Consider the following 26136-nt stretch of genomic DNA (forward strand, 5'->3'; position numbering starts at 1 on the left):
CCTCTATTGATTTGCAATTGATCGACCGGCAACCCGTCCACTAAATAGACAGCCACCTAGAAATGTTCCTTCCAACGCGCGATAACCATGAACGCCACCCCCTCCAAATCCTGCTACTTCTCCTGCTGCAAACAGCCCGTCCAGTGGCTTCCCATCTGCTCCAATAACACGAGCAGATAAATCCGTCTGAAGACCACCAAGCGTTTTCCGACTAACAAGATGAAGCTTTACGGCAAACAACGGACCGTTTTTTGGATCTAATAAGCGATGTGGCTTTTCAACTCGAACCCATTTGTCACCACGATACGTTCGCGCCTGACGAATCGCCATTAGCTGCTGATCTTTTGAAAACCGATTATCCAGCTCCCGATCTCGAGCAGCAATCTGCTTGTGGATAAACGCTTCATCAAGCCAGGGACCTTCACCCATGCTGTTCATTTTGTGAACAAGTGCAGAAAGCGAGTGGGCTGATACGAAGTCCTCTCCTTTCTCAATAAAGGCTTGTACCGGATCAGGGGCTCCAGGTAAGATACGCTTTAACACATGGCTAATCTTCTTATTCGTTAAATCTGGGTTTTGCTCCGAGCCTGATAGCGCAAATTCCCGCTCAATCATTGCTTTTGATAAAATAAACCACGAGTGGCTGTAGCCCGTATCTTGAATCGCCTTTAAGCTTGCTAATGTATCGAAACCAGGAAAATTCGGCGAACCGAAACGTTTTCCTGTTGCATCAAGCCAAATGGAGGAGGGGCCAGGTAGAATGCGAATACCATGATTATCCCAGACAGGTGTATGATTACGAATGCCTTCTGTGTAGTGCCACATCCGATCGGGATTAACAACTCGTGCCCCTGCTGCTTCAGCTATGCCGATCATTCGACCATCGACATGGGCAGGAACACCGGCAATCATCTGCCCAGGCGGCTCTCCTAGCCACTTAGGCCAATTTTTCTTGATTAGTTCCATATTAGCACCAATTCCGCCGCTTGTGACGAGAATATGTTCTGCGTAGAATTCAAATTCACTTTGCACGTCACGGTTACTTGGTTCTCCACGAGCAGCATTGCTCGTTGCTAAAATTGTCCCTGCTACACCCGTTGCTTTATTTCCTTGAAGAAGGATCTGGTCGACACGGTGACGAGGACGATATTTGATAATGCCTTGCTTGCGAAAAGTGTTAAATTTATGTAGAAATGGAGCAAGAATGGCTGGTCCTGTCCCCCAGACAATATGAAAGCGGGGAACCGAATTCCCGTGCCCGTCGGCAAGTGAACCGCCTCGTTCAGCCCAACCAACAACCGGGAAGAACCGAATCCCTAACGAATGTAGCCAGCTCCGTTTTTCTCCAGCAGCAAAATCAACATAAGCTTCTGCCCATTTATGTCCCCAGAAATCTTCACCTTGGCTCGATTCCAAGCGATCAAAACCTGCCGTCCCCAGCCAGTCTTGCCAAGCAAGCTCCTTCGTATCTTTAATGCCCATTCTTCTTTGCTCAGGTGAATTTACGAGAAACAGCCCGCCAAACGACCACCACGCCTGTCCTCCTATTGAAGCCTCTGGCTCTTGATCAAGCACTAATACATGTTTATTCGCTTCTGCTATCTCTGTTGCTGCGACAAGACCTGCCAAGCCTGCCCCTACAATTATTGCATCATACTTCATCGCATTCACTCCTCATAGCATTACTACTACATCACACAGTCGTTTTCCTGTAAAATGCAACTAAAAGTGCGTTTTAAAAAAAGTTTAGATTTCTCAAACATTTCTCCAACAGTTTCTGCTTCTGAAACGTTATCTCTATGAAACCGGCTTTAAGGAATGGATGATGCTCATGCAGTTTTACCGCAGAATAGAAAATGATTTACGCCGATTTGCTGCTTCTATTGCACGGCATCAGCAAGAAGCGGATGATTTAATTCAGTCCGCCTGGGAGAAAGCTTTATATGTGCAAGACATTGAAACATGGCCTTACTACAAGCAAAAAGCGTGGTTTTACCGCGTGATGAAAAATCAATTGATTGATTTAAAACGGAAACAAGCGAAAGAAAGCTCCTACACGGATGAACGAGATGAGCCCGTTTTTATTGTCAGTGGCTATTCGGCAATAGAAATGATTGAGCTATTAGAAAGCCTCACGCCTACACAGAGCTCGATTGTTTTTAAACGTTATTGGGTTGGTCTCTCCAGTCAAGAAATTGGCGAACAGCTGCAAATTCCTGCATCAACTGTTCGTTACCAGCTAGCAAACGCCATTCAAACATTGCGTTCATTATTAAAGGAGGAATTGAAATGAAACGAACCTTGAAGAATATCGGTGTGTTAAATCTATTAAATGCTACAGAAAAAAGTATTGAAAACATTGAGGCGATAAAAAACGTCGGCGTTGTGATTTATTCGAGTGAGACAGCCCATCTTATACCGATGTTAAACATTAAAAATTTAGGTGAATCCATTTGTACAGGTAAAGATATCCGTTTAATAACGGGGATGTTTACAATTGATGCCGCTTTTCTTCGAGCAGCAACAGAACCACTCACTTTAGTTGTCACAGGTATTGTCACTTTTGCCGCAGATGTAACAGAAGAATTGATAAAAACAACGAAGTGCCGCGTCATTATTGTCGGTGTAACGTTTACTCCAAATCACTTAAAAGGGTACGTCAATTTACTTATTGAACAACATACAGGTGTCATTACTGGATACAAGAACACGGAACCGATTTTTCGCGCGGGAGAAGTGGAACTAACAAATGGCTTACTGCAATCATTAACTGATCAGAGCACCTTTGTCGTCAACGGTTCTTTGAGCCTTTCACCTGATCTCGACTTTAATCATTTCTCTGCGAAAATCGCCGCTTTAATTGTTAATGGTGGACTACTATGTTACCAAAATCAAGAGGCGGGAGTGATGTCGAGAACAACGATTAATGGAACACAAACCATCATTCCTACAGACTATACGATTTTAAAATCAACGATGCAGCTCACAAACCGGAGCATTCGCCGCTTTAAAAACCAAGCAGTCCACGCATCGAAGCCACTAATTATCCAAAGTGATGTGACGCGTGAAGCCTTTTCTTCAGCTTTCAAAGCAATCGACTCTTCTTCTTACCTCATCTGTCATGAGAATCTGGAGGATTTAGCGTATGAAGCCCTTGATCAACTCGAAACCGACGTTTTCACGTATTCGCATCACCTAAAGTATGTGGAAAAAGAAGAATGGGGCAATGCCGAGCTCGAAGCCATTAGCGATCATACGCTTATTGTTGTTGCTAAAACATTAACGCTTCGTGATGTTACGTTAGAGCTGCTTCAGCAGAAAAACATCTCCATCATCTTACTTGGCGAAATTCATATCCCTGATCCATCCTATGCATCTGCCATTCGCTCGTTTATTACCGTCAATAATGGTGTCATTGTTGACCTTTCGGAAAAAGGAGAGGATCACACTTTAGCCAACATGGGGCAGCTTACGCTCTAGAAAGGAGCCTACTGTGCAAACAAGAGAAGATCGGCTTTGCCAGATAGAAGAACTACGTGAAGAAGCTCAAAATGAGGCTTTAGCCAGGCAATACAAGCATGAGAAGAAACCTGAATCCCTTTGGCAAGTGCATGGATTTAACAAACTATTAATCTCTTATAGCATTTCAACGATTGGGCAATGGTTTGACATGATTGCCCTTATGGTTATTTTCGGCTATATTTGGCAAGCTAGTCCCTTCATGCTTGCCCTTATCCCGATCGCCTATGCTTTGCCAAAAGTTCTCTTTAGTCAGTTTGCTGGCGTCTTTGCTGAGCGGGTTAATAAGCTTAAACTAATGGCAGGGGCGGATTTATTAACCGTCCCGCTAACGATCGGGCTATTCTTTGCACCGTCACCGGTCATAGCGCTTATCTTGTTATCCTTAAGAGCATCAGTGACCGTCGTTCATTATCCAGCACAACAAAGCTTAGTTCGTGAGCTAGTCCCTTCAAGCTTACGCATTAAAGCGGTTACTTGGATTGGTGGCGTCAACCAAGCAGCCAAAATAATCGCTCCACTCGCAGGTGGAGCACTGCTCGCATTTACAACGCCTCATTTACTGTTGTTACTAAATGCGTCTGCATTTTTTCTATCAGCGCTTATTCTTCTTTCAATAACAAAAAGCTATAGACCGACAAAACAGGCACAAGCGAGTAAACAGGAATCAGACGCCCCACCTTTTTTTACACAGTGGCGCAGAGGCTGGGTTGTTCTATTCAGAAACAAGCTATTGCTTTGGCCTCTCTTACTAATGTTAATCGGGATCAGTGCGATACAATTAGTCGATTCGATGTTTCCAGTTCTGTTTCGGGAACTTCTGCCCAATCGTCCAGAAGTATTGACATGGCTAATTACATCAATTGGCTTAGGCGCTTTACTAATGATGACCTTCCTTAACCGCTTTAAAGCATTTAACCGTCCTCTAATCTGGGTCTGCCTGGCTAAACTGCTTATTGCTCTTTCCTTTCTCGGTTTAGGCTTTTTGCAAGCAGGCTTTTCTATCTATCTGTTGCTGCTCTTAGGGGTACTATGTGGATTTGGCACTGGTATTGCGCTCATTTTATCGAGCTACATCATTCAAACGATTCCGGCAGAAAATGAAGTCAGTTTAGTAGCTGGAATATTTGAAACATTAACAAGTGCCTCTGTTTTCATGTCTCCTTTACTCGGAGCGCTATTCGTCTCTGCTATCGGCGTTCAGCCTGCTTTTGCTCTATGTGGAATCTTGTTAATTCTCTTTGCCAGCGGTGGCGGTATCATTAGTAATAGAGAGAAAAAATTAATGAAACAATTACGTTTCCAAAGAACGGAGCAAGCTTCTTAACAGAAAACGTCCCTCATATTTATGAGAGACGTTGTTTTATTATTGAATAAAAGCGCTGATAAGTGGTTCCTCATCTAATAACAGATAACCTCCACCTGCACGATTAACCTCAACCGTAACTTCTCTTGCCGGCATTAATGATTCTCCATCAATCCGATCCATTACTTCAACAAGAACAGAAATAAGCTCTTCCTCGGTAATGTTTTCGTCATAATTCCCATTGCTCAATTCTTCCGTTAAGAGCAAATCAAGCTCTCGATCAATAGCCAACATGTCTAGCCCTTCAATACTAACCTCAACCATAAATGTGTCTTCTGACATAGCGCTTGAATCAAGGATGAGGTAGTTTGTTTTTGCAAACTGGCTGAGAAATGCATCCGCATAATCATTAATAATTTCATCACTTAAATCCAAACCTTCAAAGCCTAAACTAAGACCTAGCTGAAACTCATCTCGAAAACTTTGCTGATAGTCTTCTCCTGACGCTCTTTTCTCATCCTCTTCTTCCTCACCTGGAACACGCTCAACATACTCATCGACGTTTTGAAAAACGCCTGCTTGAATTAGGGCATCAACATAGTCCTGTGATTCTTGTTCATACTGCTCCTGTTGATCATAAGACAAGTTTCCAACAGCAACGAGATCTTTATCTGGTTTTTCAATTGCCGCAACTTCATCAAATAATGAAAATAAATGACTTCCTTCAATTTCCATCTCTTGTTCGTAACTTTGAACACGTAACTCATAATCAGCAACATATTGATAACTCATAATTCGGTTCGTGTCTTCATCAACGTCAAATGAGAGTTCAAATGCATTAATGGTCGCTTGGTCTAACGGAACATCTTCAGGTTCTTCTGAGATAATAAAAGCTGCAGATTCAATAAATTCACGAGCAAACGCCGGAACAAGTAGCTCTTGTGCTTCTTCATCTCCATTATACGTCAGGCGGTATGAACCATCATTATCCGTTAGGTCAAATCGTTCAAAAAAGGCTTCGTCAAACTGCTTAAAGTAAGCGATTGGATTTTGATGCTCTTCACGCCAGCCATCCAGAATTTTTTCTTCTTCCTCTTCATCCTGATAACTCATTTCGCTTATATACATAAAATCTTCGCTATCCTTGTAAGCAATCGTTCCGTATTCCTCTTCAATATGTGTAACACCATTGGTAAAATCATAGGAAGCTACACCTTCTTTTTGCATTCCATACATTCCAGTATGATTAAATGCTACTTCCAACGATTCCAACTGACCATGATTCTCTTCAATTAATGCCATTAATTCTGAAACTGTTAAATCTTCCTGTTGCTCCTCATCTCCCCCCGTCTCTTCCGCATCCTGATTGCAGGCAACTAATAAACTGAACCCAACTAAAGTCAATAAATATTTCCTCATATTTCTATTCTCCCCTTTACACTTCCTGTATTTGCTAATGAATTACACCTATCTTTACCCAAACCAAATCACACATAATCCTGTTTTATCAGACTATTTTATTTTAATTTACTTTTTTATCGGTATTATTTCATACGACCTTTATTCATAAAGGTTTCATTAGGCTTCTAGAAAGATATGTATGAAGCAGATTTGATTTTCATATTGCTTACTTGACCAGTCAGAATGATTTATACTTGTACTATCAATGGTAAAGGAGACTACGTATGAACATATTATCAGTAGGTGCTGGAGGAATAGGTGGGTATTTTGGAGCTCGATTAGTTGAAAAAGGCGAAGATGTAACGTTTCTTGTGCGACAACAGCGAAGAAAACAGTTAGCTGAAAGCGGCTTAACCGTTAAAAGTATTCATGGCGACTATTCTTTTTCACCAAAATTAGTTACTGCAGCTGATCAAGACCAGGGTCCGTTTGACCTTGTTTTATTTACAACGAAATCCTATCAGCTTCAGCAAGCAATTGAAGATGTACGTCCATTTGTCCATGAGAAAACCATTATCCTTCCTTTGTTAAACGGCGTAGCTCATTTCGACCAATTAAAACAAGCATTTGGAGACCGTGTGATTGGTGGACTTTGTTTTATTGAAACATCGCTTGCAGATGATGGTTCCATTTTACAAGAGAGTCAAATTCACCGACTCGCCTACGGTGAATGGGATGGCCAGGAAACTGAACGAATGAAGCAGCTTCAGCAACTCTTTTCAGGTACGAAAGCAGACTTTGTATACAGTGGACAAGTTGATACGGAAATCTGGCATAAGTATTTATTTATTACAGTTGCATCTGGAGTTACAACGCTATTCCGCTCAGCAATCGGTCCGATTCGGGACTCCGAACAAGGCTATGATTATATCAGAACGGTTCTAGCTGAATGCGCTTTAATTATGACACATGAACAAGCGCCAATAAGTGAGGAAATCGTCGCAACCCACATGAAGACATTTGAATCCATTTCCCATTCAATGAAATCATCGATGTTGCGCGATATGGAGCGCGGTGCAGAGACAGAGGGAGATCATCTGCAGGGCCATTTATTGCAACTTGCCGACAAGCATAAGCTTCATGTCCCCCTCCTAACGACCATTTATCAAAATGTATTAATTTATAACTTGAATCGTTAAAAAGCTATCGAATAAAAACTGATGATTACACGTCTTTCTCTAGATAAGCCTCTTCCATTAATTGAGTTAATGCGGTTGCAATTTTGTCTCTTAATAGACCGTGCTGCTCCTCTTTGTAAGAATCATCGTTACTTTTCCAGTGCTCAGCTGGGTAATCCCAGACAGGACGACTGATGCGCTCCGGTGGCTCTGAATGATAGCGCGGAAAAATATGCGTGTGCAAGAATGCGTCTGTGTTTCCATAGATTGAATAATTAATACGCTTTGCCCCCGTTGCTCGTAGGACAGCTTCACCGACTAAGCTTGCATCGGACAAATACGCCGTTCTTTCGGGCATTGGTAACGCTTCAAGGGACTCTACCGTTTTCTTCGGTAAGAACACGCAATAACCGGGTAGGAACTGCGTATCTCCCATAACGGCAAAACCGCTGCTCATCTCAGTAATGACCAGTGGATTCTCACCTCTAAGAGCAGATCCAATCCGATCGCTTTTCCAGTCTTCATTAAATTGCGTCATTTTTTTCACTCCTTTCATTTCTTTTAGTTTAACAGAAAAAAGCCTTAGCTCGTTTGAACTGAGCTAAGGCTTTTGCTTATTTTAATCCTTCAAGTACTTCAACGGCTTCTTTTAACGTTTCCGGTTGACCGACGTTTCCAGGGAAAATCACATAGGCTTTTCCAGGGAACTTGCTCTCCATTCCTGTTTTCCAAACAGGAATTCCAGGCTTAATCTGACCAGCTACTTCTGCTCGTTTAACGGATAAGCCAACGGTACCGATGCTGCTTGACGTAATTCCGCCTTTTGCAATGATATAGCTCGGTTCAACCGTTAAATCATGGATGATGCTTGTGACAGCATCCGAAATTTTAATTGATTGTTTTAATTCTTCTTCTTTCATATTGTCACCAAGATCAAGTCGCTCTCTGCGCGTGTAATAGACCACAGATTGCCCCTGTTGAATCGCTTCTTCACATGCAAGGCGCACGCGTTCTGTTTCTTTTTGGAATTTGTCAGCGTCTTGAACAAGATGCACGTCAAATTCAATTCCTTTCACAACGCCACTGTCCAGTAGATGTTTTAGTTGTTCTGTTGTTTTTTGTACATGTGAGCCAACTGCGATAATCCCACCATTTGTATTTCCAGGAGTGATTAAATCATCTCTCGTAAGTAAAGGCTTGTCGCTAATACCACCAAGAATTTTTGTTAACGCCGCGGCGCTTCTGCAAATAAATTGCTTTCCTTCTTTAAGAGCCTGCATAAAAGCTGTAGAAAAGACTTCAACATCTTCATAACCAACTGCGTTCACAACTACTTTTTGAAAATGACTTGCTTCCATTAGCTGTGCTTTGATTGCATCTATACGCTGTGCACGCAAGTCCTCGAGTGAGATATAGATCGTGTTTTCTTTTGTATACTGTCCTGCCGTTTTTTCTTCAATCCATTCGCCTAAGTGAGAAGCAGCAAAACCAAATGTCCGGTCGTGAGCAAACTCAGTTTCACCCGCTGGGACAAGCTCCTCTCCGCTTTGTACATAATGGACGTTATCAATCGTAAAACGGCCGCCCTCTTTAAAGAATGGAATAATGATCTCTCCGGCAAACTGAGTCTCTATATGGGCTTCAATTGTTTGCTTTAATGTCTCTGTTTCCAGTGGATAGTGACCACGTAATGTGGAGTCACCTCGGCTAATAAGTACATATGGAGTGCCAACTTCATCAGAAACGGTCTGAACGCGCTCGGCAATCTCTTGATGGCACTTTTTCGTTTCTTCTTCAGTAAAGCCGCGGGAATTTGTTAAAATAAAGAACATCGATTGGTCTTCTTGAAATCCAGTTTGAATCGAGCTTTTATCCCAATCTGTAAAAACGGAAACGCCGTGAACGGTTTGAATTCCGGTTGGATCATCATCAAGCACGACAATTTTATGATTTGAATGAGCTAACTCCGCTTTTAAAGCGGCTTTTGTCGCTTCTCGTTCAACATCAGGTATTGCTTTAAAAGCTTCTTTTGCATTTAGTGGTTTCACGCTTCATTCCCCTTTCGTGTGACCATGATATTCGCCATTTTTTCATAGTGCTGCACGATGCTCGCATGATCTAAGGCGTCTTTCCCATCTGCAGAAAGAGAATGGAAGATTTCTAATAATTGACTTGAAAGAGGAAGCGGTACATGTAGCTCATGAGCTGTGTTCATGACGTTTGTTAAATCCTTCATATTAATATCAATTCGTCCGCCAGCTTTAAAGTTACGATCCAAGATCATTGGGATTTTTGCATCCATTACTGTACTTCCAGCTAATCCGCCACGAATGGCTTGGTACATTTTATCAATATCGATACCTGCTTTTGATGCAAGTGCTAAAGCTTCCGATACCGCTGCGATATTTAAGTTGACAATAATTTGATTAGCCAATTTCGCTGTTGTTCCACAACCCGAATCACCGACTAGCACAATATCCGTACCCATTGCCTCCAAGACTGGTTTTGCCGCTTCAAACACCGCTTCTTCTCCACCGACCATGATCGCGAGCGTCCCATCAATTGCTTTCGGTTCTCCCCCACTCACAGGCGCGTCAAGAAAATGAACGCCTTTTTCACTAGCATGTTTCGCCATTTGCTTCGAATCAACAGGAGAAACGGAGCTCATATCAATGATCGTTAAACCTGCTTCTGCACCTTCAATTACGCCATTAATACCAAATACAGCCGCGCGCACATGCTCGCCTTTTGGAAGCATCGTAATCACAATATCACTGTTTTGAGCGACTTCTTTTCCCGAAGTTGCTGCGGTTGCACCTTCACTGGCAATCGCTTGAACCGCGTCTGTATTTAAATCAAAAGCAGTTACTGTAAAGCCGTGTTTGATTAAATTTCTAGTCATTGGCATTCCCATAATACCTAGTCCGATAAATCCTACTCTTTTTTTCATTTTTGTCTCTCCACCCTTATCTAAAATCTAAAGTCGGAAAAAACCAACTGCAAAATGAAGTCGGTTTTTTTCCAATCACAGAATACGTATTATCTAGCTATTTGTTTTTATAGACCTGGTAAGAAACCAGAAATTGCGCTTAATAAGAAAATAAAGGTTAGCGCAGTTAAACCTGCGATAAATCCACCAATGCTCCAGACGCGTAGTGTTTCTGAAACCGTAAGACGTCCAAACTTTGAAACAACCCAGAAACCTGAATCGTTTGGAAGGGACAGCCCAATACCACCAGCACAAATTGCTAAACCAAGAAGAACTGGCGATACACCTAATTCAACAACCATTGGTCCGAGTATGCTTGCAGTTGTTACAAGCGCCACTGTTGCACTATCAAGTGATGCACGTAGAATTTGCGCAAACACAAACCCAAGTAGAAGGGCAGGCATATTAAATCCTTGCATTAAATTAATTAACAAGTCGCCTAAACCTGTTTCTTGTACAACTCGTCCAAATGCACCACCAGCACCGGTAATTAATACAACCATTCCCGATGCTTCAAATGCTTGTTTAAACACCGTTGCATTTGATTCTTTAATGTATTTTGGTAAAACAAACATCGCAACGATAACGCTGATTAAAAGCGCCATATTTTTATCACCAATTGTTGCAAAGATTGATGGTAATAAAGCATCCTGATTGTCACGAAAAACGACGTTATTCATAACCGTATTCGATAAAATCAAGACAATTGGAAGCGCAAGAGTTGCGTAAGCAAGCCAAGTTGGAATTTCTTTTGAACTTGTCGTTTCTGCGCCTGCTTCAATTTCTTCTTCCGCATCATCTAAGCGAGTCCCATTGGGAATGCGCTTTCCAATAAATTTACCGTACATGACCCCGCCGACAAGAGTCGCTGGAATCGCTACTAACAATCCATATAAGAAGAACACACCAATGTCCGTGTTCATTTGATCCGCTACTACTAACGGACCTGGAGTCGGAATAATTAAGCTGTGCGAGACAATTAAACCGATCGCTAATATCGCGACAAAGGTTGCTAATGAGATTTTTGTTTTTAACGATAAACTTTGAACCAATTTATTTAAAATGATGAAGGCTGCATCAAAAAATACAGGAATAGCGACTGTTGTTGATGTTGCAGCAAGTGCGTATGGCGAATTTTTCACTCCAAAAACGCGTAACATTGAACTTGCAATTTTTTCAATGGCTCCCGAAGCAGCTAAAAACTGCCCAAAAATAATTCCTAGACCGATTAAGATACCCACACCTGTTAGCGTAGCTCCAAATCCTTCGGCAATGACGGTTGGTACTTCACGAGAAGGAATCGTTGAAACTAAACCAATTCCTATTGCGGTTACCAATAGTGCAATAAATGCATCCCACTTAAACTTAATAATTAATACGAATAATAGGATTAAGGCTACGACAAAGCCTAAGATAAGTCCGTTTCCAGTTAACATATAGTCACCTCTATAATTAATTAATACGTATATATTTTGCTTAGATCTATTTTTTCATACGGGTAACGGCGAGGCGTGACCGATTAATATTGGTTTTACCAATCCCTCCTGCTTCAGAGGCAACGCGCGTATAAAGTGTATCCAGTAATGCTAGTTGAACCAATCTTGAAATCATTGCATCAGATTGGCGAGATGTTTCATGAGCTTGCGTAATAAGGCAAATATCCGCACACTGTGCAAGCGTCGCCATTTGATTTGAAGTAATAACCAGTACAAAGGCTCCGCTCTGTTTCGCCAATTCACAGACGTTAATAATATCAATTGTTTCACCAGAATGAGAGATGGCAATTACCATGTCTCCATCATTCATATGACTGGCATAAATCGCTTGATAATGAGGGTCTTTAACAGATAACGTCATTCCACCAAGCCTCATAAATTTATGTGCACCATCTTCAGCTACTGTTCCAGATAAGCCTTGCCCGAAAAAATAAAGTCTTTTCGATTGCTGCATCCGTTTCACAGCAAGTTCAACTTGATCAATCTGGAGCTGATCTTTTGTTAAAGACATTGCTTGAAAAAATTGATCGCCTATTTTTTCAAAAACAACATCAACCGAATCACTTGGTGCAATATCAATCGCTTGTGAAGAAGACGGTTTCATTTCAGCTAGTTCTTGCGCTAAAGCGACTTTTAATTCTTGGTAACTGCTATAGCCTAGCTTTTTATATAGACGAACAACGCTTGGTTCACTGACTTCACTCAGAAATGCAAGCTCATTCATAGATAATAAGAATGGTTTTTCATGACTTTTGAGTTGAATAATAATTTTTTCTTCCGTAGCTGTAAGCGATTTCTTTTTACTTTCAATCCGCTCTTCAAATGTAATCACATAGGACACCCCCTATCCACGTTAGTAATATTACTACACAAATAACGCTTACACAACCATTATTTTTAGTTTTTCTACAAAATTCGACTTGATTCGAATTGAATATGAGCATATTATACGTATATATTGTAGTTTAACTACATCAATTGGAGGTTTTGTTATGTTTACTACAACAAAAGAAGTACTTATGAACGCGGAAATGACTAACAGCGCAGTAGCTGCGTTTAACTGTTACAATGCTGAAACGATTCAAGCAGCTGTTCGTGCCGCAGAGAAAACTAGTCAACCTGTGATCATCGCCTACGGGGAGCGCTATCAAGATTATATGAATTTGGAAGCATTTGCTTCTTTCACTAAAGCTTTAGCTGAACAAGCATCGGTTGATGTAGCGCTTCATCTTGATCATAGCTACCAAGTTGAAACCATTAGACGTGCTGTATTCGCTGGATTTACATCTGTTATGTTCGATGGCTCTGCTCTTCCATTAGAAGAAAACTTAAAACAAACTAAAGAAATAGTTGAGTTTGCCCATTCCCATGGCGTTTTTGTCGAAGCTGAAATCGGGTCAATGGAAAAAGGAGCTTTTTCTGATGAGGAAGAAGGGGATGGTCGTTTGACGGATCCTGCAGAAGCCGCAGAATTTGTGGAACAAACAGGAGTAGATTTCTTAGCAGCATCCATAGGCACCGTTCATGGCATGTATGAAGGGGAACCCCATATTCGCTTAGAGCTCCTCGATCAAATTAAAGCGTTAACCCCTGTTCCACTCGTCCTTCACGGTGGCTCTGGCACGCCAGAAGAACAAGTTCTTCAAGCCATCTCAAAAGGAATTCGCAAAATTAATGTAAATACCGAGATTTCATTAACGGCAGTAAAATCCATTCACAAAACGCTTCAAGACAATCCAAACACACACTTGAGTTATGTTATGGAATATGCGCAAAACGAAATGATTGACCATATGGCTCGTATCATTAAAACGTTTGCTAATAAGTAAATTTATTAAGACTGGGACACAATTTGTGTTCTAGTCTTTTTTTGTTGATGCATGTTTTTTTAGTCAACTGACATAATAAGAAGCATTCAAACGAGTAGAAAGGAGTGAATCGGATGAGCACTAAAGTTGATGAAACAACAGCAAAAGTCCAACCTGCAAAGAAACTGAATGAAAAAATTACGTTCATTAAAGAAATAATTGGTAAAAGTGATGATTTAGTTGTTCGTCCATTCACCTTTGGCACCTACCAAGCTTCATTAATCTACATAGACGGTCTTGTTGATAGCAAAGCAATCCAAAAAATCCTTTTAGGAGCTAAGACCTTTCAAGCTAATGAAGACCAGCTTCCCTTCCATACTTTTCAAGCTGAACTTGAAGCAATTGGTCACGCTGAAAAGGCACTTGATTATGAAACCATGCTTAATCGGTTGTTCAAAGGAAATTGTATCTGCGCGATAGATGGTTTTTCTTCTTGTATAACGGTTGCGATTCCCCAGTTTACCGAGCGTCCCGTAACTGAACCAACAACAGAAACAGTGGTGCGTGGTCCAAGAGAAGGCTTTGTTGAAAATATGCGGGTTAACACCTCGTTAATTCGACGACGACTTGCTGATGAAAATTTATGGATTGAAACAAGAACGCTTGGTAAGCGTACAAAATCGACTATATCGATTGCCTATGTCAATGGCATTGTTGAACAATCCCTTATTGATGAACTTTACACACGACTAGACCGGATTGATACAGATGAAATACTAGAAGATGGAGAAATTGAGGAGTTAATTCAAGATGCATTTTACACTCCGTTCCCAACCGTTTATACAACCGAAAGACCTGATACAGCCGTCTCTCATCTACTTGAAGGAAAAATTGCGATTATACTTGACGGGTCACCAATGGTCCTTATTATTCCTGCTCTATTTGTTCAGTTCTTTCATAACGCAGAAGATTACACACAGCGAGCTGATATCGGAACCTTAATTCGCATTTTGCGGTTTTTTTCGATCTTTATCGCTTTACTTGGACCATCTATCTATATTGCAGTTACAACATTTCATCAGGAATTGATTCCCACGGGCCTGCTCGGCAACTTGGCAGCACAGCGAGAAGGGACGCCGTTCCCAACCTTCATTGAAACACTTATGATGGAAATTACGTTTGAGATTTTACGGGAAGCTGGAATACGTATGCCGCAATCTGTTGGTCAAGCGGTGTCAATCGTTGGCGCACTTGTTATTGGTCAAGCCGCCGTTCAAGCCGGGATTGTATCCGCTGCAGTCGTTATTGTTGTTGCAATTACAGCGATTGCTAGCTTTGTCTTTCCAAGTTACAACATTGGTATCCCCATTCGAATTCTTCGCTTTGGCTTTATGGGATTAGCAGCGTCATTTGGATTGGTGGGGATCTGCGTCGGGTTTACTGCTATGCTCCTGCACTTATCTAGCTTAAAGTCATTTGGAAAGCCTTATATGGATGGCTTTTCACCCTTTATCCTGAGCAATCAAAAAGACATGATGCTTCGAGCACCGAAGTGGATGATGAATCTTCGACCTATGCCAAAGGATCAATTAAATGCTGTCCGCCAGCGTGGAAAGCGCCCTAGCTCTGAAAATTAAAGGATTGGAGACATGTAGACGATGCGAAAACAGATACGGCGACTTCTCAACTCCTTACTTGTTCTCCTTTTATTATCAGGCTGTTGGGATCGCTGGGAATTAAATGAATTATCATTAATTGTTGGTATGGCTATTGATAAGGATGATACAAATTATATTCTGACGATGCAGGCGATGAACCCATCAGAGATTGCCTCTCAGGAAACGGGCAGAGGTTATGCTCAAGCAATGAATGTACAAGAGAAATCTGAAACAATCCATGAGTCGCTTCGAAAAATGGTGCAAAAATCACCGAGACGTTCATTTATTTCACAGTTGAAAGTCTTAATCATAAGCGAAGAAGTAGCTCAAGAAGGTTTGGAACATGTCTTAGATTTCTTCTTCCGTGATCATGAAGTTCGTTCTGATTTTTATATCGTAATCGCTCGCGATAACAAAGCATCGGAAATTTTACAGGTAATCACGCCGCTTGAAACACTGCCTTCGCAGAGTATTTATGACTCTATCCGATTTTCACTACGTTCTTATTCTGGCACAAAGGCGATTACAATGGATGAACTTTATCAGGAAATGATGGCGGAGGGCATCGAACCAACAGTGATGGGCATTACCGTTGAAGGGGATTTAGAAGTAGGTAAAACTAAAGAGAACGCGGAAACAAATCAAGCTGCCGCAAAGTTGCGTATTAACGGAATCGCTTTGTTCCAAGACAACAAGCTGATCGACTGGTTCACTGAAGATTATAGTAAAGGACTCGATTATTTAACTGAAAATATAAGCGATAGTGTTACAAGTATTAAGTGCCCTTCAGGCGGTGAACTTGCGTTGGAATCAAGAAAGACAAAAAGAGAGCTTGACGTTCACTTAACGAATGATACGCCATCAGCAACCTACTCCTTTACGATCGAATCATCGATTTCTGAAGTGGACTGTCAAGGTCTTGATTTAGCAAGTTCTTCAGATTTCGCTGAGATTCAATCAAAAGCGGAAAACGAATTTAGAGATTCCCTCTTGCAAACAGTCCAAGCTACTCAAGCTCTGAAAAGCGATGCTTTTGGTATTGGTCAAGCGATTTACCGTAAATATCCAACTTATTGGGAAACTCATCGTGAGGATTGGCCCGCAATCTTTGCAGAAATGGACATCGATGTTCAAGTTGAAATTAACTTAACAGATAGCGGCAGTATTATTAACTCGTTTTCAAAAAGAGGAAGATGATCTATGGTGTTAAAGTTTGGTTTATTAATTGGAACTGTAATCATTATTGCGCTTAGTCAAAAAAAGAACTGGTGTGGCGATCGCAAATTATCATTTGTGTTTTTCACAATGCTTACCATCGGATTCCTGTATGGATCTGCCTATATTTTAGAGATTCAAATTCCAAGTGTTGCCAATGGACTAACCAAGCTAATTAAAAACATAAGGGGCATTTCATAATGGCAGTTGAACGAATAACCAGCAGTCAGTTTCGGATGCTTGTTCTCTATAGTACATGCAGTACGTCGATTCTCAGTATGCCACTTATTTTAGGGTCAATGTCTGGTCGTGATTCATGGTGGATCGTGCTGCTTGGTACGCTTTTAGGAGCACCGATCATCTTCATGCTTCTTACATTAGCTCGTTGGTATCCCAAAAAAACGTTCTTCCATATGAGTCAAGCAATTGTCGGTAAGAAGTTAGGGCTATTATGCGCTATTTGTTTTACATTGCTTCCCCTGTTAACTGTTTCAACTAAACTTCATTACTCAACCGCGTTTATTACGACTCACCTCTTAGTCAGTACACCGACCGTTATAATTGTAGGACTTTGTATGACTGTCGTGGCCATGGCATGTTTGTTAGGAATTGAATCGTTCGGACGAACAGCAGAATTAACGACCTTTTTCTTTTTCGCACCGCTAATTTTACTTTTTGTTATGAAATGGCCTGAAGCCGATTTCGAAAGAATGCTTCCCATCTATAGGGGAGAAACAGCCGATTATATTAGTGCTTTGCTTTTCTACATCTCGATAACAGCTTGCAACAGCATTATTTTGCTATCAATTTATCCTGGCAATGTCTCAAATAAGAAAAAAGCGGAACGAGCTTTTTGGCAGGGCTTTCTGATCGCTTGCCTCATTTTATTTTTAGTGACCTTACTTTGCATCACTGTGCTTGGGCCAGAACTAATGATTGCATCCTATTTCCCCATGTTTACCTTGTCTCAGCGCGTCTCTTTTGGCGATTTTGCACAACGAGTTGAAGCGCTCTTAACGATTATTTGGTTCATCACCATTTTCTTTAAAATCACTCTGTATTTATACGCAACCGTGCGTGGGTTTAGTTTTATTTTTAACATCAAAAAAACAAAAACACTCATTCTCCCGATTGCGTTATTATTCGTCTTTATTCCATTACAGGCTTTCGACAATTCAGCGAAGGATTACGAGTTTTACGTCGGACCTGCAATGTGGCTATCCTTACTTATCGGCGGGCTGTTGCCGATTGGCTTGTTCATAATCGGATTAGTCAAGCGAAAAAAGAAAAAACAGCCTCTTCTCCCAAGACATTCGATCGAAAGCAATTAAAGGAGGTGTGGAAATGCCAACGCAAAACAAAACCATTAATTCACTTTCATTTACGTTTATTGTTATTTATGCGACATGCAGCACGGCTTTACTTGGCATCCCGTCTTCTTTAAGTGCTTTAGTCAATCAAGATGCTTGGCTGTTTCCGGTTATCGGAAGTACATTAGGTATTGGTGTTGTTTTTCTTTACACCGTTTTAGGACGCTGGGCACCTAAAGCAAATATATTTGAGATGAATGATATGATTTTGGGTAGACCGCTTGGCCAAGTCGCTACCTTTGTCTATGTCCTGTTTCCTTTGTTCCACTTCCCGGCTATTAATTCATATGGCATTAGCTTCATCACTCATTTTCTACTGCCTTCAACTCCATTTTTTGTTATCTTTCTGCTTTGTTTAACAATAATCTTATTTGGCGTCTTTTCTGGAATTGAAGCGATTGCTCGAACCGCCACCTTGATTAGCCTCTTTTTTATTGTCCCACTCGTGATTTTAATTGGTTTAAACTTGCCCGATATCGATTTAAAACAGATGCAGCCCTTTGCTCATACAGCCCTTACAAGGGATGGCTGGGAAGCACTCGCTTTTTTTATGGGTAATGTCGTTTGTAACGTCGTCATTCAACTAAGTATCTTTCCGAAATACTTAGGCAATAAGAAGACGGGTGAAAGAGGTCTTTGGGTAGGTTACAGCATCGGCTGTTTCATCTTGATTGTGATTACATTTCTCTGTATAACCGTCCTTTCACCGGAAGTAACGGCACGCGATTTTTACCCAGCTTTATCCCTTGCGCAACGCATTGAACTCGGGACTTTTCTAGAACGAATTGAGGCGACAATCACGATCCTTTGGTTTATCTCCATTTATTTTAATTTGCTGCTTTATTTATTTGCTTTAGTTGAGGGATTTAAGCATTTTTGGCGCTTGAAAGAAAGCAAACCGTTAATTCTTCCCTTTGGCTTAATCCTGCTATTTGTCGGGGTAACCTTGTTTGCAAACGTCGTCCAAGAACGAGAATTTTACCGCTATGTTAGTATTCCTCAATCAATACTCACTGGGTTTGTCCTTCCGTTCTTGCTTGTAAGCGTAGGCGTTATTAAACGAAAAGCCAAAAATCAACAGCTCTACCCAAAACATTCCACGGAACAAAACCAATAAAAAAGCAGGAGCTAATGCGCCCCTGCTTTCCATTAAATATTCTCCTGCTTCAACCCATCAATAATGTTTTCTTTTTTCACCTTAGAAATTGAATACATCATCGCTGCCCCCACAATAAGAAAGACGGCAACAATAACGATCGCGATTGGAATCCACGGTAGTGAAAAGCTGTACGAGAACATCGTCTGTGTGCGCCAATATATCAAGTACATCACACCAATTCCTAGTGGCAGACCGTACAGGAGTGATTTCAAGCCGTAGAAGATGCTTTCAAAGTATATCATTTTGTTAAAGGACTTCGGCGTCATTCCAATTGACTTCAGCATTGCAAACTCCCGTTTTCGCAGAGCAATGCTTGTGGATATCGTGTTAAAAATATTCGCCACTGAAATGAGCGTGATTAACGTAATAAACCCATACGTAAAGATTGAGATAACAACAACCATCTGTTGATCACTTTGCTTCATTTCATGAAAATTATTAATGCTCAATTGCCCACGTGTATCAAATTCCTCAATTACCGTTGCAGCTTCATTCGGATCATCACTCGTAAAGTACAAAGCACCATCTTTTTGACTTAGATAATTGTCAGGATGAGCACTAAAAATTTCTTCTACACTCGCTTCGGGAACAATCATAACCAGCGAGGAAATGCTGAAGAAGCTAACGCTAATTGGTGCCTGATCTGTTAGTGCAATAATTTCTGTAGTTGCTAATTCTGTCTGTTCAGTAACTCCTGAATCTCCCCATTCTCGGTGAATTAAGTCAATTGAATCGCCAACATTGGTCTTTAACACGTCTGTCTCGACATATTGACCATCAATATCGTCTGGATAAGTAATTTGATTTACGACAATCGCAGGATTCAACACGTCTTGATAATTATCCAAATTTAGCCCAATCTGATCAGCATAACGCTCAAAATATTCTTCTTTCATAGTGATTAGCTCAACGTAATACGGATAGCGTCCATCTTCAAGAAATTGACCATCCGGATCATTCTTTGGTGTGCTCCCTATTTGATTTTTGAAACGATCAGCCATACGCTCATACTCAATTGCAGCTGCTATATCTGCATTTACACGATTTTCAAAGCTAAAATCATTTACTAAGTCCATAATCTGATCATTCTCAAGCAGTTCTTGAATAAAACGACTGTTTTCAAAATTTGAGTAAACAGATACATCATACTGCATCTCATCCTGCGTCATCTCAAACGACCGCGTCAAATTCGCTGTAAAGTAACTAACCGTCAAAAATAGCACAATGCTGATCATTAACGAGAAGACCGTGACCTGATAACGTCGCTTATTACGTTTCAAGTTCTTCAAGCCAATTTCGGCTTCCATTCCGAACAGGGAACGGACTAGTTTCGAAGTCTTCACCTTTCGTTTAGACAGCTTAATATCATTCGATTGTCTAATCGCATCGATTGCGGTAATTCTTGATGCTCTTAGAGCCGGTATATAGGACGAAATGAAAATGGTTAAAGCAGATACACCTGTTGCAATGAGCAATGACGTTGGCGTCACCACTAAGCGAAGTGCTTCTGGCAAGCCAAAGCTTTCTTCCAAGATTCCATTAATAATGGAAAAGGTAATGCCAATCCCGGCGATTCCGGCAAGCAGACCAATTGGAATACTAATGATCCCAATTAAAAAGCCTTCAAAGAAAACCGAGTTGCGCTTTTGTTTCTTCGTTGCCCCGACGCTTGAAAGCATGCCCAGCTGACGAGAGCGTTCAGATACGGAGATCGCAAACGCATTGAAAATGAGAGCCACTGAACCAATTACAATAACGGTAATAATAATGGACAATAAGCCATAGATGACTGTATGAAACCCTTCATTCCCAGTCACTAAATGATACATAAGCAGATCTGTATTAAACGTGCTTTTGTTTCCGATGTTCTCTTCTAATGTTTCTGCTTTCTCGTAGATCGAACCATTAATTTGACTGGCCACAATCATTGCAGTGACTTGTTCATCTTCGGATAAAAGGTCTCGGTCTGTATAACCAATCGCTGAATAGACCGGTCCCCACATAGGAACCCAATTTGGCTGTTCAATAATTCCAACAACCGTGTAGTCTCTTTCTGTCTCTATCTGAACCGATTCAGCAACTTCTCCATTCGAATCGGTTATAATCCAGCTGTTTAAATCTAGCTCTCCATACCCTTCTTCTTCTGTGTAGCGCTCTCCTATCTCTAACTGAATCGTACTGCCAATTTCGTAACGCCCTTCATTTAATTGGACGAATTCTTCTTGCAAAACGACTTCATCGGCTGCTGCCGGTAAGCGCCCATCAATTAAAGTAACAGGAAAACGTTCAAAGCCCTCCTGATCCATTTCCCTTACGTACATATAGGGATTCGAATCAGTTCCTTCCTCGCCAAGCGGAGCAAATCCTAACTCTTTTACAAGCGAAACCGCTTCGGTCAGTTCGTCTTTTTCAATCGTCTCAATCTGCTCTTTATATACATCCTCATACGAAACATGCCACTCACCTGTGCTTTGCATCGTCGTGCGCTGCAGCATGTCCATAAACGACACACCGATCGTTGCCACAGCAATAATCATCGCAACGGAGATAATTGTTCCAAACATCGTAACGAGCGTGCGCTTTTTGTTATGCTTCAAATTGCGCACGGTCAGTTTATTGACAATGTTCATGGACGAATCACCTCGTCCTTAGCTACCTTTCCGTCTTCAATTGTAATAATTCGATCGGCTTGCAATGCAATTCGTTCATCATGGGTAATGACAACAAGCGTCTGGTTTAATGTTTTATTAAACATTCGTAACAGATCAACGATGTCGCCACTGTTTTTGCTATCCAAATTTCCGGTTGGCTCGTCGGCTAGCATAATTGCTGGATTACTCATTAACGCCCGTCCAATTGAAACGCGCTGCTGCTGCCCACCTGAAAGCTGATTAGGTAAGTGCTCAAGACGCCCTTCTAACCCTAATGAATCGACAAGGGAAGCAAAGTGCGCTTGATCAACTTTATGGCTATCAAGCAGCAGTGGTAGCGTCATATTTTCTTCAACTGTAAGAATTGGAATTAAGTTATAGAACTGATAGATAAGTCCGATCTGACGTCTTCTAAAGATTGCTAGTTTCGTTTCATTCAACTCATACATATTCGTTTGGTCCACAAACACATTTCCACTAGACGGCCGATCAACTCCACCTAATAAATGAAGCAGCGTAGATTTACCAGATCCAGAAGGACCGATAATTGCTGTAAATTCACCTTTTTTAATCGAAAATGAGACATTATCAAGCGCTTTTACCGCCGTGTCACCTTTGCCGTACACTTTTGAGAGATTTTCTACTTTTAAAATATCCACCGGACATTCCTCCAATATTTGATGTTAACTAAAGTATAAATCGCGAAAGTGACTGCTCCGTGACAAAGAAAGTGACAATATCGTCACTTTCTAATTGATTTATAAAGCTTTACACGAAAACTTGTCCCTAATTCATTTGGAATGACTTCAATTATTCCGTTTTGATTCGTGATAATGCTTTGCGCCATCGCCAGGCCGATCCCCACGCTGTTTCTACCTGCATCCTTGCCTCGATAAAACCGTTTGAATAGATGCGGCAGCTCCTGTCTTGGTATTCCTTTGCCCGAATCGGTCACAATAATCTCTGTAAACAACGCATTCTCATCATATGTAAGAGAAATAAGTCCGTTTGCAGGTGTATGCTCCACTGCATTTTTTACGATATTAATAAGGGCTTCTTTAATCCAATGAAAATCGCCGATCACACGGAGGTCTTCTCGCCCTTCAAGTTGTAGCGTCTGATTCTTTAATTCCATTGGGATACGGAGTGGTTCAATCACTTCTTCTATTAGGGAGCTTACTTGCACCGTTTCTTTCTTAAACACAATCGTGCCAGCATCCATTTTTGACAGCTTTAATAAGGAGGAAACAAGCCAATCAATTCGTTCTAGTTGAAGCGTGAGGCTTTTTGTAAACTCCTTGCGCTTTTCTACTGGCAAATTTGGATCAGCTAATAAATCTGCCATAACGGTCATTGACGTTAATGGTGTCTTTAACTGATGGGAGATATCACCAATGGCATCCGCCAATTTCGTTTTGTCTGAATTCAGTTGAAAGCTTTGTTCAGATAACAGCTTTGTCACTTTGTAAATCTCGCTCTTTAAAATGCTCAATTCGCCCTCTTCATGATCACTTAAATCAAACGTTTCTTTCGATGAACCGATCTTTCTTAAGTATGAAGACAGTTTTCCAATTTCTCTGTAACGCCATGTTGATTGGTATACATTAATCGAGATAACGAACAGTACCGTTCCAGCTGTGACGAGCCCCGCTTCTATTGAGATAAAGAAAGCAAATATGGTCCCTATTACAGCAACAATGCTCATTCCGATTAATGAGCGGACAAACTGTCGATTCCGTAGCATTAGTTGTCCACCTTGTAGCCCAGCCCGCGAACGGTCTGAATCAGCGTTGGTTTCTGAGGATTGTCTTCAAGCTTTTCACGGAGGCGTTTAATATAGACGGTCAGCGTATTGTCGTTGACAAAATCTCCTGCCACATCCCAAATCTGCTCCAGTAATTGCGTACGAGAAAGTGTCTGTCCGAGGTGATTGGCAAAAATCATCAGCAAGCGGTATTCAAGTGCTGTCATTAGAATCTCTTCGTCTCGTTTGTACACTTTTGCTTCTCGTACATGAATACGGATTGACTGCAGTTCAACAACCGCTTGCTTCTCTGTCTTTTTCTCATAGCGACGCAGAACCGAGCGAATGCGCGACAGCAGCTCCCTCAGTCGGAAAGGTTTAGTAATGTAATCATCAGCCCCCATATCAAGCCCTTTTACCACATTGCCCTCATCATCAACTGCTGTTAGAAACAACACAGGTACATCGTGGTTCTCTTTTACAAGTGAACATAGCTCATATCCGCTTCCATCAGGTAAAGTTAAATCAAATACACAGACGCTAATCGTCTCTATTTGACTCTCGATAACTTTCTTGGCCGAAGCAACGTCTGTGCATAAGATTGGTTCAAATCCGTCCTGCATCAACGAATACTCCAGACCACTAGCTATCGTCAAATCATCCTCCACTAAAAGCAATTTCATTTTTATCCGTCCTTCTTCATCAGTCCTATGAAAGGGATTACGTAAATTGGGTACTAATACGATTGTGCAATCTTGATCGAAAACGTAAGATTTGATTTTCACGTCCAAAATGCACGCGATTCGTTAAGACAATGACATGGAGATCCTTTTGCGGATCAACCCAGATGCTTGTTCCAGTAAAGCCGGTGTGACCATAGCTAGATTGCGAGAATAAATCGCCACAGGTCGATGGTCCGCTTGATTTCAATAACCAGCCAAGTCCACGTCGCTCTCCCATATTTTCAGTAAAACAACTTCGTGCTAATTCTACTACAGGTGTCGCCAATATCTGCTTTCCCTTATATACACCATCATTGGTGATCATCGACATAAAGTTTCCTAAATCCTTTACGGTCGAGAACAAACCCGCGTGCCCACTAATCCCACCTAAATGCCGAGCATTTTCATCATGGACAATTCCTTTTAACCAACGCTTGCTTATCGGATCATATTCCGTAGCAGCACAAGTCTCCGCTTGCGGGAAAAAGCCGGTTTGACTCATCTCTAGCCGCTCAAATAAGTGAGTTTGAGCATGCTCAGCAAAAGGGGTCTCCGAAATTGCTTCAATGAGATAATACAGCGTAATAAATCCTAAATCACTATATTCGACTTGCTTTCCAGTAGCATTATGTAATGGAAGTTCTGCTATCGTGTTAAGCACGTCTTTATCTGCCATCTCATAAAAAGGATAGTGGGCCCGCATTCCTGATGTGTGCGTTAGTAATTGATAAATGGTGATGTCTTTTTTATCGTCTCTATTAAATGCTGGTAAAAAGAAGCTGACACGATCATGCAGATGGATTTTACCGTTGCCAATTAGCTGCAAAATAAGCGGTGTTGTACAAACCACTTTGGTTAAAGAGGCTACATCAAAAACTGTATCAACCGTCATCTTTTCTTTTGCTGGATATACAGCCGCATAACCAAAGGCTTCCCGGTAAAGCAGTTGATTCTTTTTGTATATTCCAACAACGGCACCGGGAATTGTTTGTTGATTAACTTCATGTTGAATCCATTGGGATAAATCGAACGTCACTTTCATTCTCCCCTTTTAGTAGAATAAAGAACCAGCAGTAAACACTGGTTCTCATGTTGTTACCTGCTCGTATAACCTGCGTCTGCATGTATTGTCGTTCCAGTTATATATGAAGCTTGATCAGAGGCCAGCCAGAGCGTCGCTTCTGCTACTTCTCGATCTTTGCCGAACCGTCCAAGCAAGCTTAATTGAAGTGCATATTCTGCTTCATTTAACCCATGTTCTTCAAGTGCACCTCGTAACATCGGTGTATCAATTGCCCCCGGTGCTACCGAATTCACGCGAATCTGTTTGTCTCCATATTCGAGCGCAGCAACTTTAGTCATCCCTACTACACCATGTTTGGCAGCGACATAGGCAATGTTGTTCGGCTGTGGTCGAAAACCGCTAACCGATGAAATGTTGATGATTGAGCCACCGTCTCCTTGTTTTAAAAATTGTTGAATTTGGTATTTCATACACAACGCAACACCTTTCAAATCAATCGACATCAGCTTATCCCAGTACGCTTCATCAAATTCAGCAACTGGTTTATTATCAGGCGTAATGGCTGCATTATTAACGGCGATATCCAATCTTCCATAAGTCGAAACAGTTGCTTGTACTAATGCTTGAATGTCATTCGTGTCAGCAATATTTGTTTGAACAAAATGAGCTTCTCCACCGCTTTCTTTAATCTCAGCAACAGTCTCCTGCCCTTTTTCTTCATTAATATCGGCTACAACAACCTTTGCTCCTGCTTTAGCAAATAAGATTGCAGTTGCTCTGCCCATCCCCATTGCTGCTCCTGTTACGATTGCCACTTTGTTTTCTACTACTGGAAATGTCTTCTTACTCAAACCTCTCTTTAGTGTAATCAATTTACAGTTAGTAGTGTACCTTTT

The 26136-nt window shown here is 41.3% G+C and carries 23 protein-coding genes; 10 read left to right on the forward strand and 13 right to left on the reverse strand.

Annotated features, from left to right (window positions below; translation table 11 throughout):
• Positions 1-3: 3 nt before the first annotated feature.
• Positions 4-1662: an FAD-binding dehydrogenase gene (locus tag JOC54_RS09820; RefSeq protein ID WP_204466012.1), complete on the reverse strand. Its 1659-nt coding sequence runs from the start codon at positions 1660-1662 to the stop codon at positions 4-6.
• A gap of 169 nt (positions 1663-1831) precedes the next feature.
• On the opposite strand from JOC54_RS09820, the gene JOC54_RS09825 reads away from it, so the two are divergent.
• The 3 genes from JOC54_RS09825 to JOC54_RS09835 are packed head-to-tail and all read left to right on the forward strand — an operon-like array spanning position 1832 to position 4846.
• Entirely contained in the window at positions 1832-2293 is a 462-nt protein-coding gene (locus JOC54_RS09825) for an RNA polymerase sigma factor (protein ID WP_051991014.1), read from the forward strand.
• Positions 2290-3480: a hypothetical protein gene (locus JOC54_RS09830; protein ID WP_204466014.1), complete on the forward strand. Its 1191-nt coding sequence runs from the start codon at positions 2290-2292 to the stop codon at positions 3478-3480. The genes JOC54_RS09825 and JOC54_RS09830 overlap by 4 nt, the downstream gene beginning before the upstream one ends.
• Before the next feature lie 13 nt (positions 3481-3493).
• Positions 3494-4846 carry an MFS transporter gene (locus JOC54_RS09835; protein WP_204466016.1) on the forward strand — a complete coding sequence of 451 codons (1353 nt, stop codon included), beginning with the start codon at positions 3494-3496 and terminating at the stop codon, positions 4844-4846.
• 39 nt (positions 4847-4885) lie between these two features.
• On the opposite strand, the gene JOC54_RS09840 is transcribed toward JOC54_RS09835, so the two are convergent.
• Complete coding sequence (locus JOC54_RS09840; protein ID WP_204466018.1) at positions 4886-6244, reverse strand: DUF6612 family protein; 1359 nt, start codon at positions 6242-6244, stop codon at positions 4886-4888.
• A 266-nt stretch (positions 6245-6510) separates the two neighbouring features.
• On the opposite strand from JOC54_RS09840, the gene JOC54_RS09845 reads away from it, so the two are divergent.
• Positions 6511-7425, forward strand: a complete 915-nt coding sequence (locus tag JOC54_RS09845; RefSeq protein WP_204466020.1) for a ketopantoate reductase family protein — start codon at positions 6511-6513, stop codon at positions 7423-7425.
• 25 nt (positions 7426-7450) lie between these two features.
• On the opposite strand, the gene JOC54_RS09850 is transcribed toward JOC54_RS09845, so the two are convergent.
• From JOC54_RS09850 to JOC54_RS23370, 5 genes are all read right to left on the reverse strand, one after another.
• Positions 7451-7942 carry an HIT family protein gene (locus JOC54_RS09850; protein ID WP_239586658.1) on the reverse strand — a complete coding sequence of 164 codons (492 nt, stop codon included), beginning with the start codon at positions 7940-7942 and terminating at the stop codon, positions 7451-7453.
• A 76-nt stretch (positions 7943-8018) separates the two neighbouring features.
• Positions 8019-9452, reverse strand: a complete 1434-nt coding sequence (locus tag JOC54_RS09855; RefSeq protein WP_204466024.1) for a four-carbon acid sugar kinase family protein — start codon at positions 9450-9452, stop codon at positions 8019-8021.
• Positions 9449-10354, reverse strand: coding sequence for a 2-hydroxy-3-oxopropionate reductase (gene garR / locus JOC54_RS09860; RefSeq protein WP_204466026.1), 906 nt, complete (start codon positions 10352-10354; stop codon positions 9449-9451). The genes JOC54_RS09855 and garR overlap by 4 nt, the downstream gene beginning before the upstream one ends.
• A 107-nt stretch (positions 10355-10461) precedes the next feature.
• The gene (locus JOC54_RS09865; RefSeq protein WP_204466028.1) at positions 10462-11829 is read right to left on the reverse strand and encodes a GntP family permease; all 1368 of its coding nucleotides are present in this window, start codon (positions 11827-11829) and stop codon (positions 10462-10464) included.
• Positions 11830-11875: 46 nt separating this feature from the next.
• Complete coding sequence (locus tag JOC54_RS23370) at positions 11876-12721, reverse strand: MurR/RpiR family transcriptional regulator (RefSeq protein ID WP_204466030.1); 846 nt, start codon at positions 12719-12721, stop codon at positions 11876-11878.
• 160 nt (positions 12722-12881) lie between these two features.
• On the opposite strand from JOC54_RS23370, the gene JOC54_RS09875 reads away from it, so the two are divergent.
• From JOC54_RS09875 to JOC54_RS09900, 6 genes are all read left to right on the forward strand, one after another.
• The gene (locus JOC54_RS09875) at positions 12882-13718 is read left to right on the forward strand and encodes a class II fructose-bisphosphate aldolase (RefSeq protein ID WP_054794076.1); all 837 of its coding nucleotides are present in this window, start codon (positions 12882-12884) and stop codon (positions 13716-13718) included.
• A 113-nt stretch (positions 13719-13831) separates the two neighbouring features.
• Entirely contained in the window at positions 13832-15334 is a 1503-nt protein-coding gene (locus JOC54_RS09880; protein ID WP_204466032.1) for a spore germination protein, read from the forward strand.
• A 21-nt stretch (positions 15335-15355) separates the two neighbouring features.
• On the forward strand, positions 15356-16552 hold the full coding sequence (locus tag JOC54_RS09885) for a Ger(x)C family spore germination protein (RefSeq protein ID WP_204466035.1): 1197 nt from the start codon (positions 15356-15358) through the stop codon (positions 16550-16552).
• 3 nt (positions 16553-16555) lie between these two features.
• Complete coding sequence (locus tag JOC54_RS09890; protein WP_204466037.1) at positions 16556-16771, forward strand: hypothetical protein; 216 nt, start codon at positions 16556-16558, stop codon at positions 16769-16771.
• Complete coding sequence (locus JOC54_RS09895) at positions 16771-17901, forward strand: GerAB/ArcD/ProY family transporter (protein WP_204466039.1); 1131 nt, start codon at positions 16771-16773, stop codon at positions 17899-17901. Before JOC54_RS09890 ends, JOC54_RS09895 begins: the two co-directional genes overlap by 1 nt.
• 13 nt (positions 17902-17914) lie before the next feature.
• Positions 17915-19057, forward strand: coding sequence for a GerAB/ArcD/ProY family transporter (locus JOC54_RS09900; protein WP_204466041.1), 1143 nt, complete (start codon positions 17915-17917; stop codon positions 19055-19057).
• A 32-nt stretch (positions 19058-19089) separates the two neighbouring features.
• On the opposite strand, the gene JOC54_RS09905 is transcribed toward JOC54_RS09900, so the two are convergent.
• The 6 genes from JOC54_RS09905 to JOC54_RS09930 all read right to left on the reverse strand — a co-directional run bounded on the left by JOC54_RS09905 (position 19090) and on the right by JOC54_RS09930 (position 26091).
• Positions 19090-21729, reverse strand: a complete 2640-nt coding sequence (locus tag JOC54_RS09905) for an FtsX-like permease family protein (RefSeq protein ID WP_204466043.1) — start codon at positions 21727-21729, stop codon at positions 19090-19092.
• Positions 21726-22409: an ABC transporter ATP-binding protein gene (locus JOC54_RS09910; RefSeq protein ID WP_035418218.1), complete on the reverse strand. Its 684-nt coding sequence runs from the start codon at positions 22407-22409 to the stop codon at positions 21726-21728. The genes JOC54_RS09905 and JOC54_RS09910 overlap by 4 nt, the downstream gene beginning before the upstream one ends.
• A gap of 83 nt (positions 22410-22492) precedes the next feature.
• A complete protein-coding gene (locus JOC54_RS09915; protein WP_204466045.1) occupies positions 22493-23494 on the reverse strand; it encodes a sensor histidine kinase in 1002 nt (333 codons plus the stop codon).
• The gene (locus tag JOC54_RS09920) at positions 23494-24177 is read right to left on the reverse strand and encodes a response regulator transcription factor (RefSeq protein WP_035440393.1); all 684 of its coding nucleotides are present in this window, start codon (positions 24175-24177) and stop codon (positions 23494-23496) included. The genes JOC54_RS09915 and JOC54_RS09920 overlap by 1 nt, the downstream gene beginning before the upstream one ends.
• A 37-nt stretch (positions 24178-24214) precedes the next feature.
• Positions 24215-25252 carry a serine hydrolase domain-containing protein gene (locus JOC54_RS09925; RefSeq protein ID WP_367617787.1) on the reverse strand — a complete coding sequence of 346 codons (1038 nt, stop codon included), beginning with the start codon at positions 25250-25252 and terminating at the stop codon, positions 24215-24217.
• Positions 25253-25311: 59 nt separating this feature from the next.
• Positions 25312-26091 carry an SDR family NAD(P)-dependent oxidoreductase gene (locus JOC54_RS09930; RefSeq protein ID WP_239586659.1) on the reverse strand — a complete coding sequence of 260 codons (780 nt, stop codon included), beginning with the start codon at positions 26089-26091 and terminating at the stop codon, positions 25312-25314.
• Positions 26092-26136 lie beyond the last annotated feature (45 nt).

It is taken from the genome of Shouchella xiaoxiensis (genome assembly GCF_016907895.1).
GTDB lineage: Bacteria > Bacillota > Bacilli > Bacillales > Bacillaceae_D > Shouchella > Shouchella xiaoxiensis.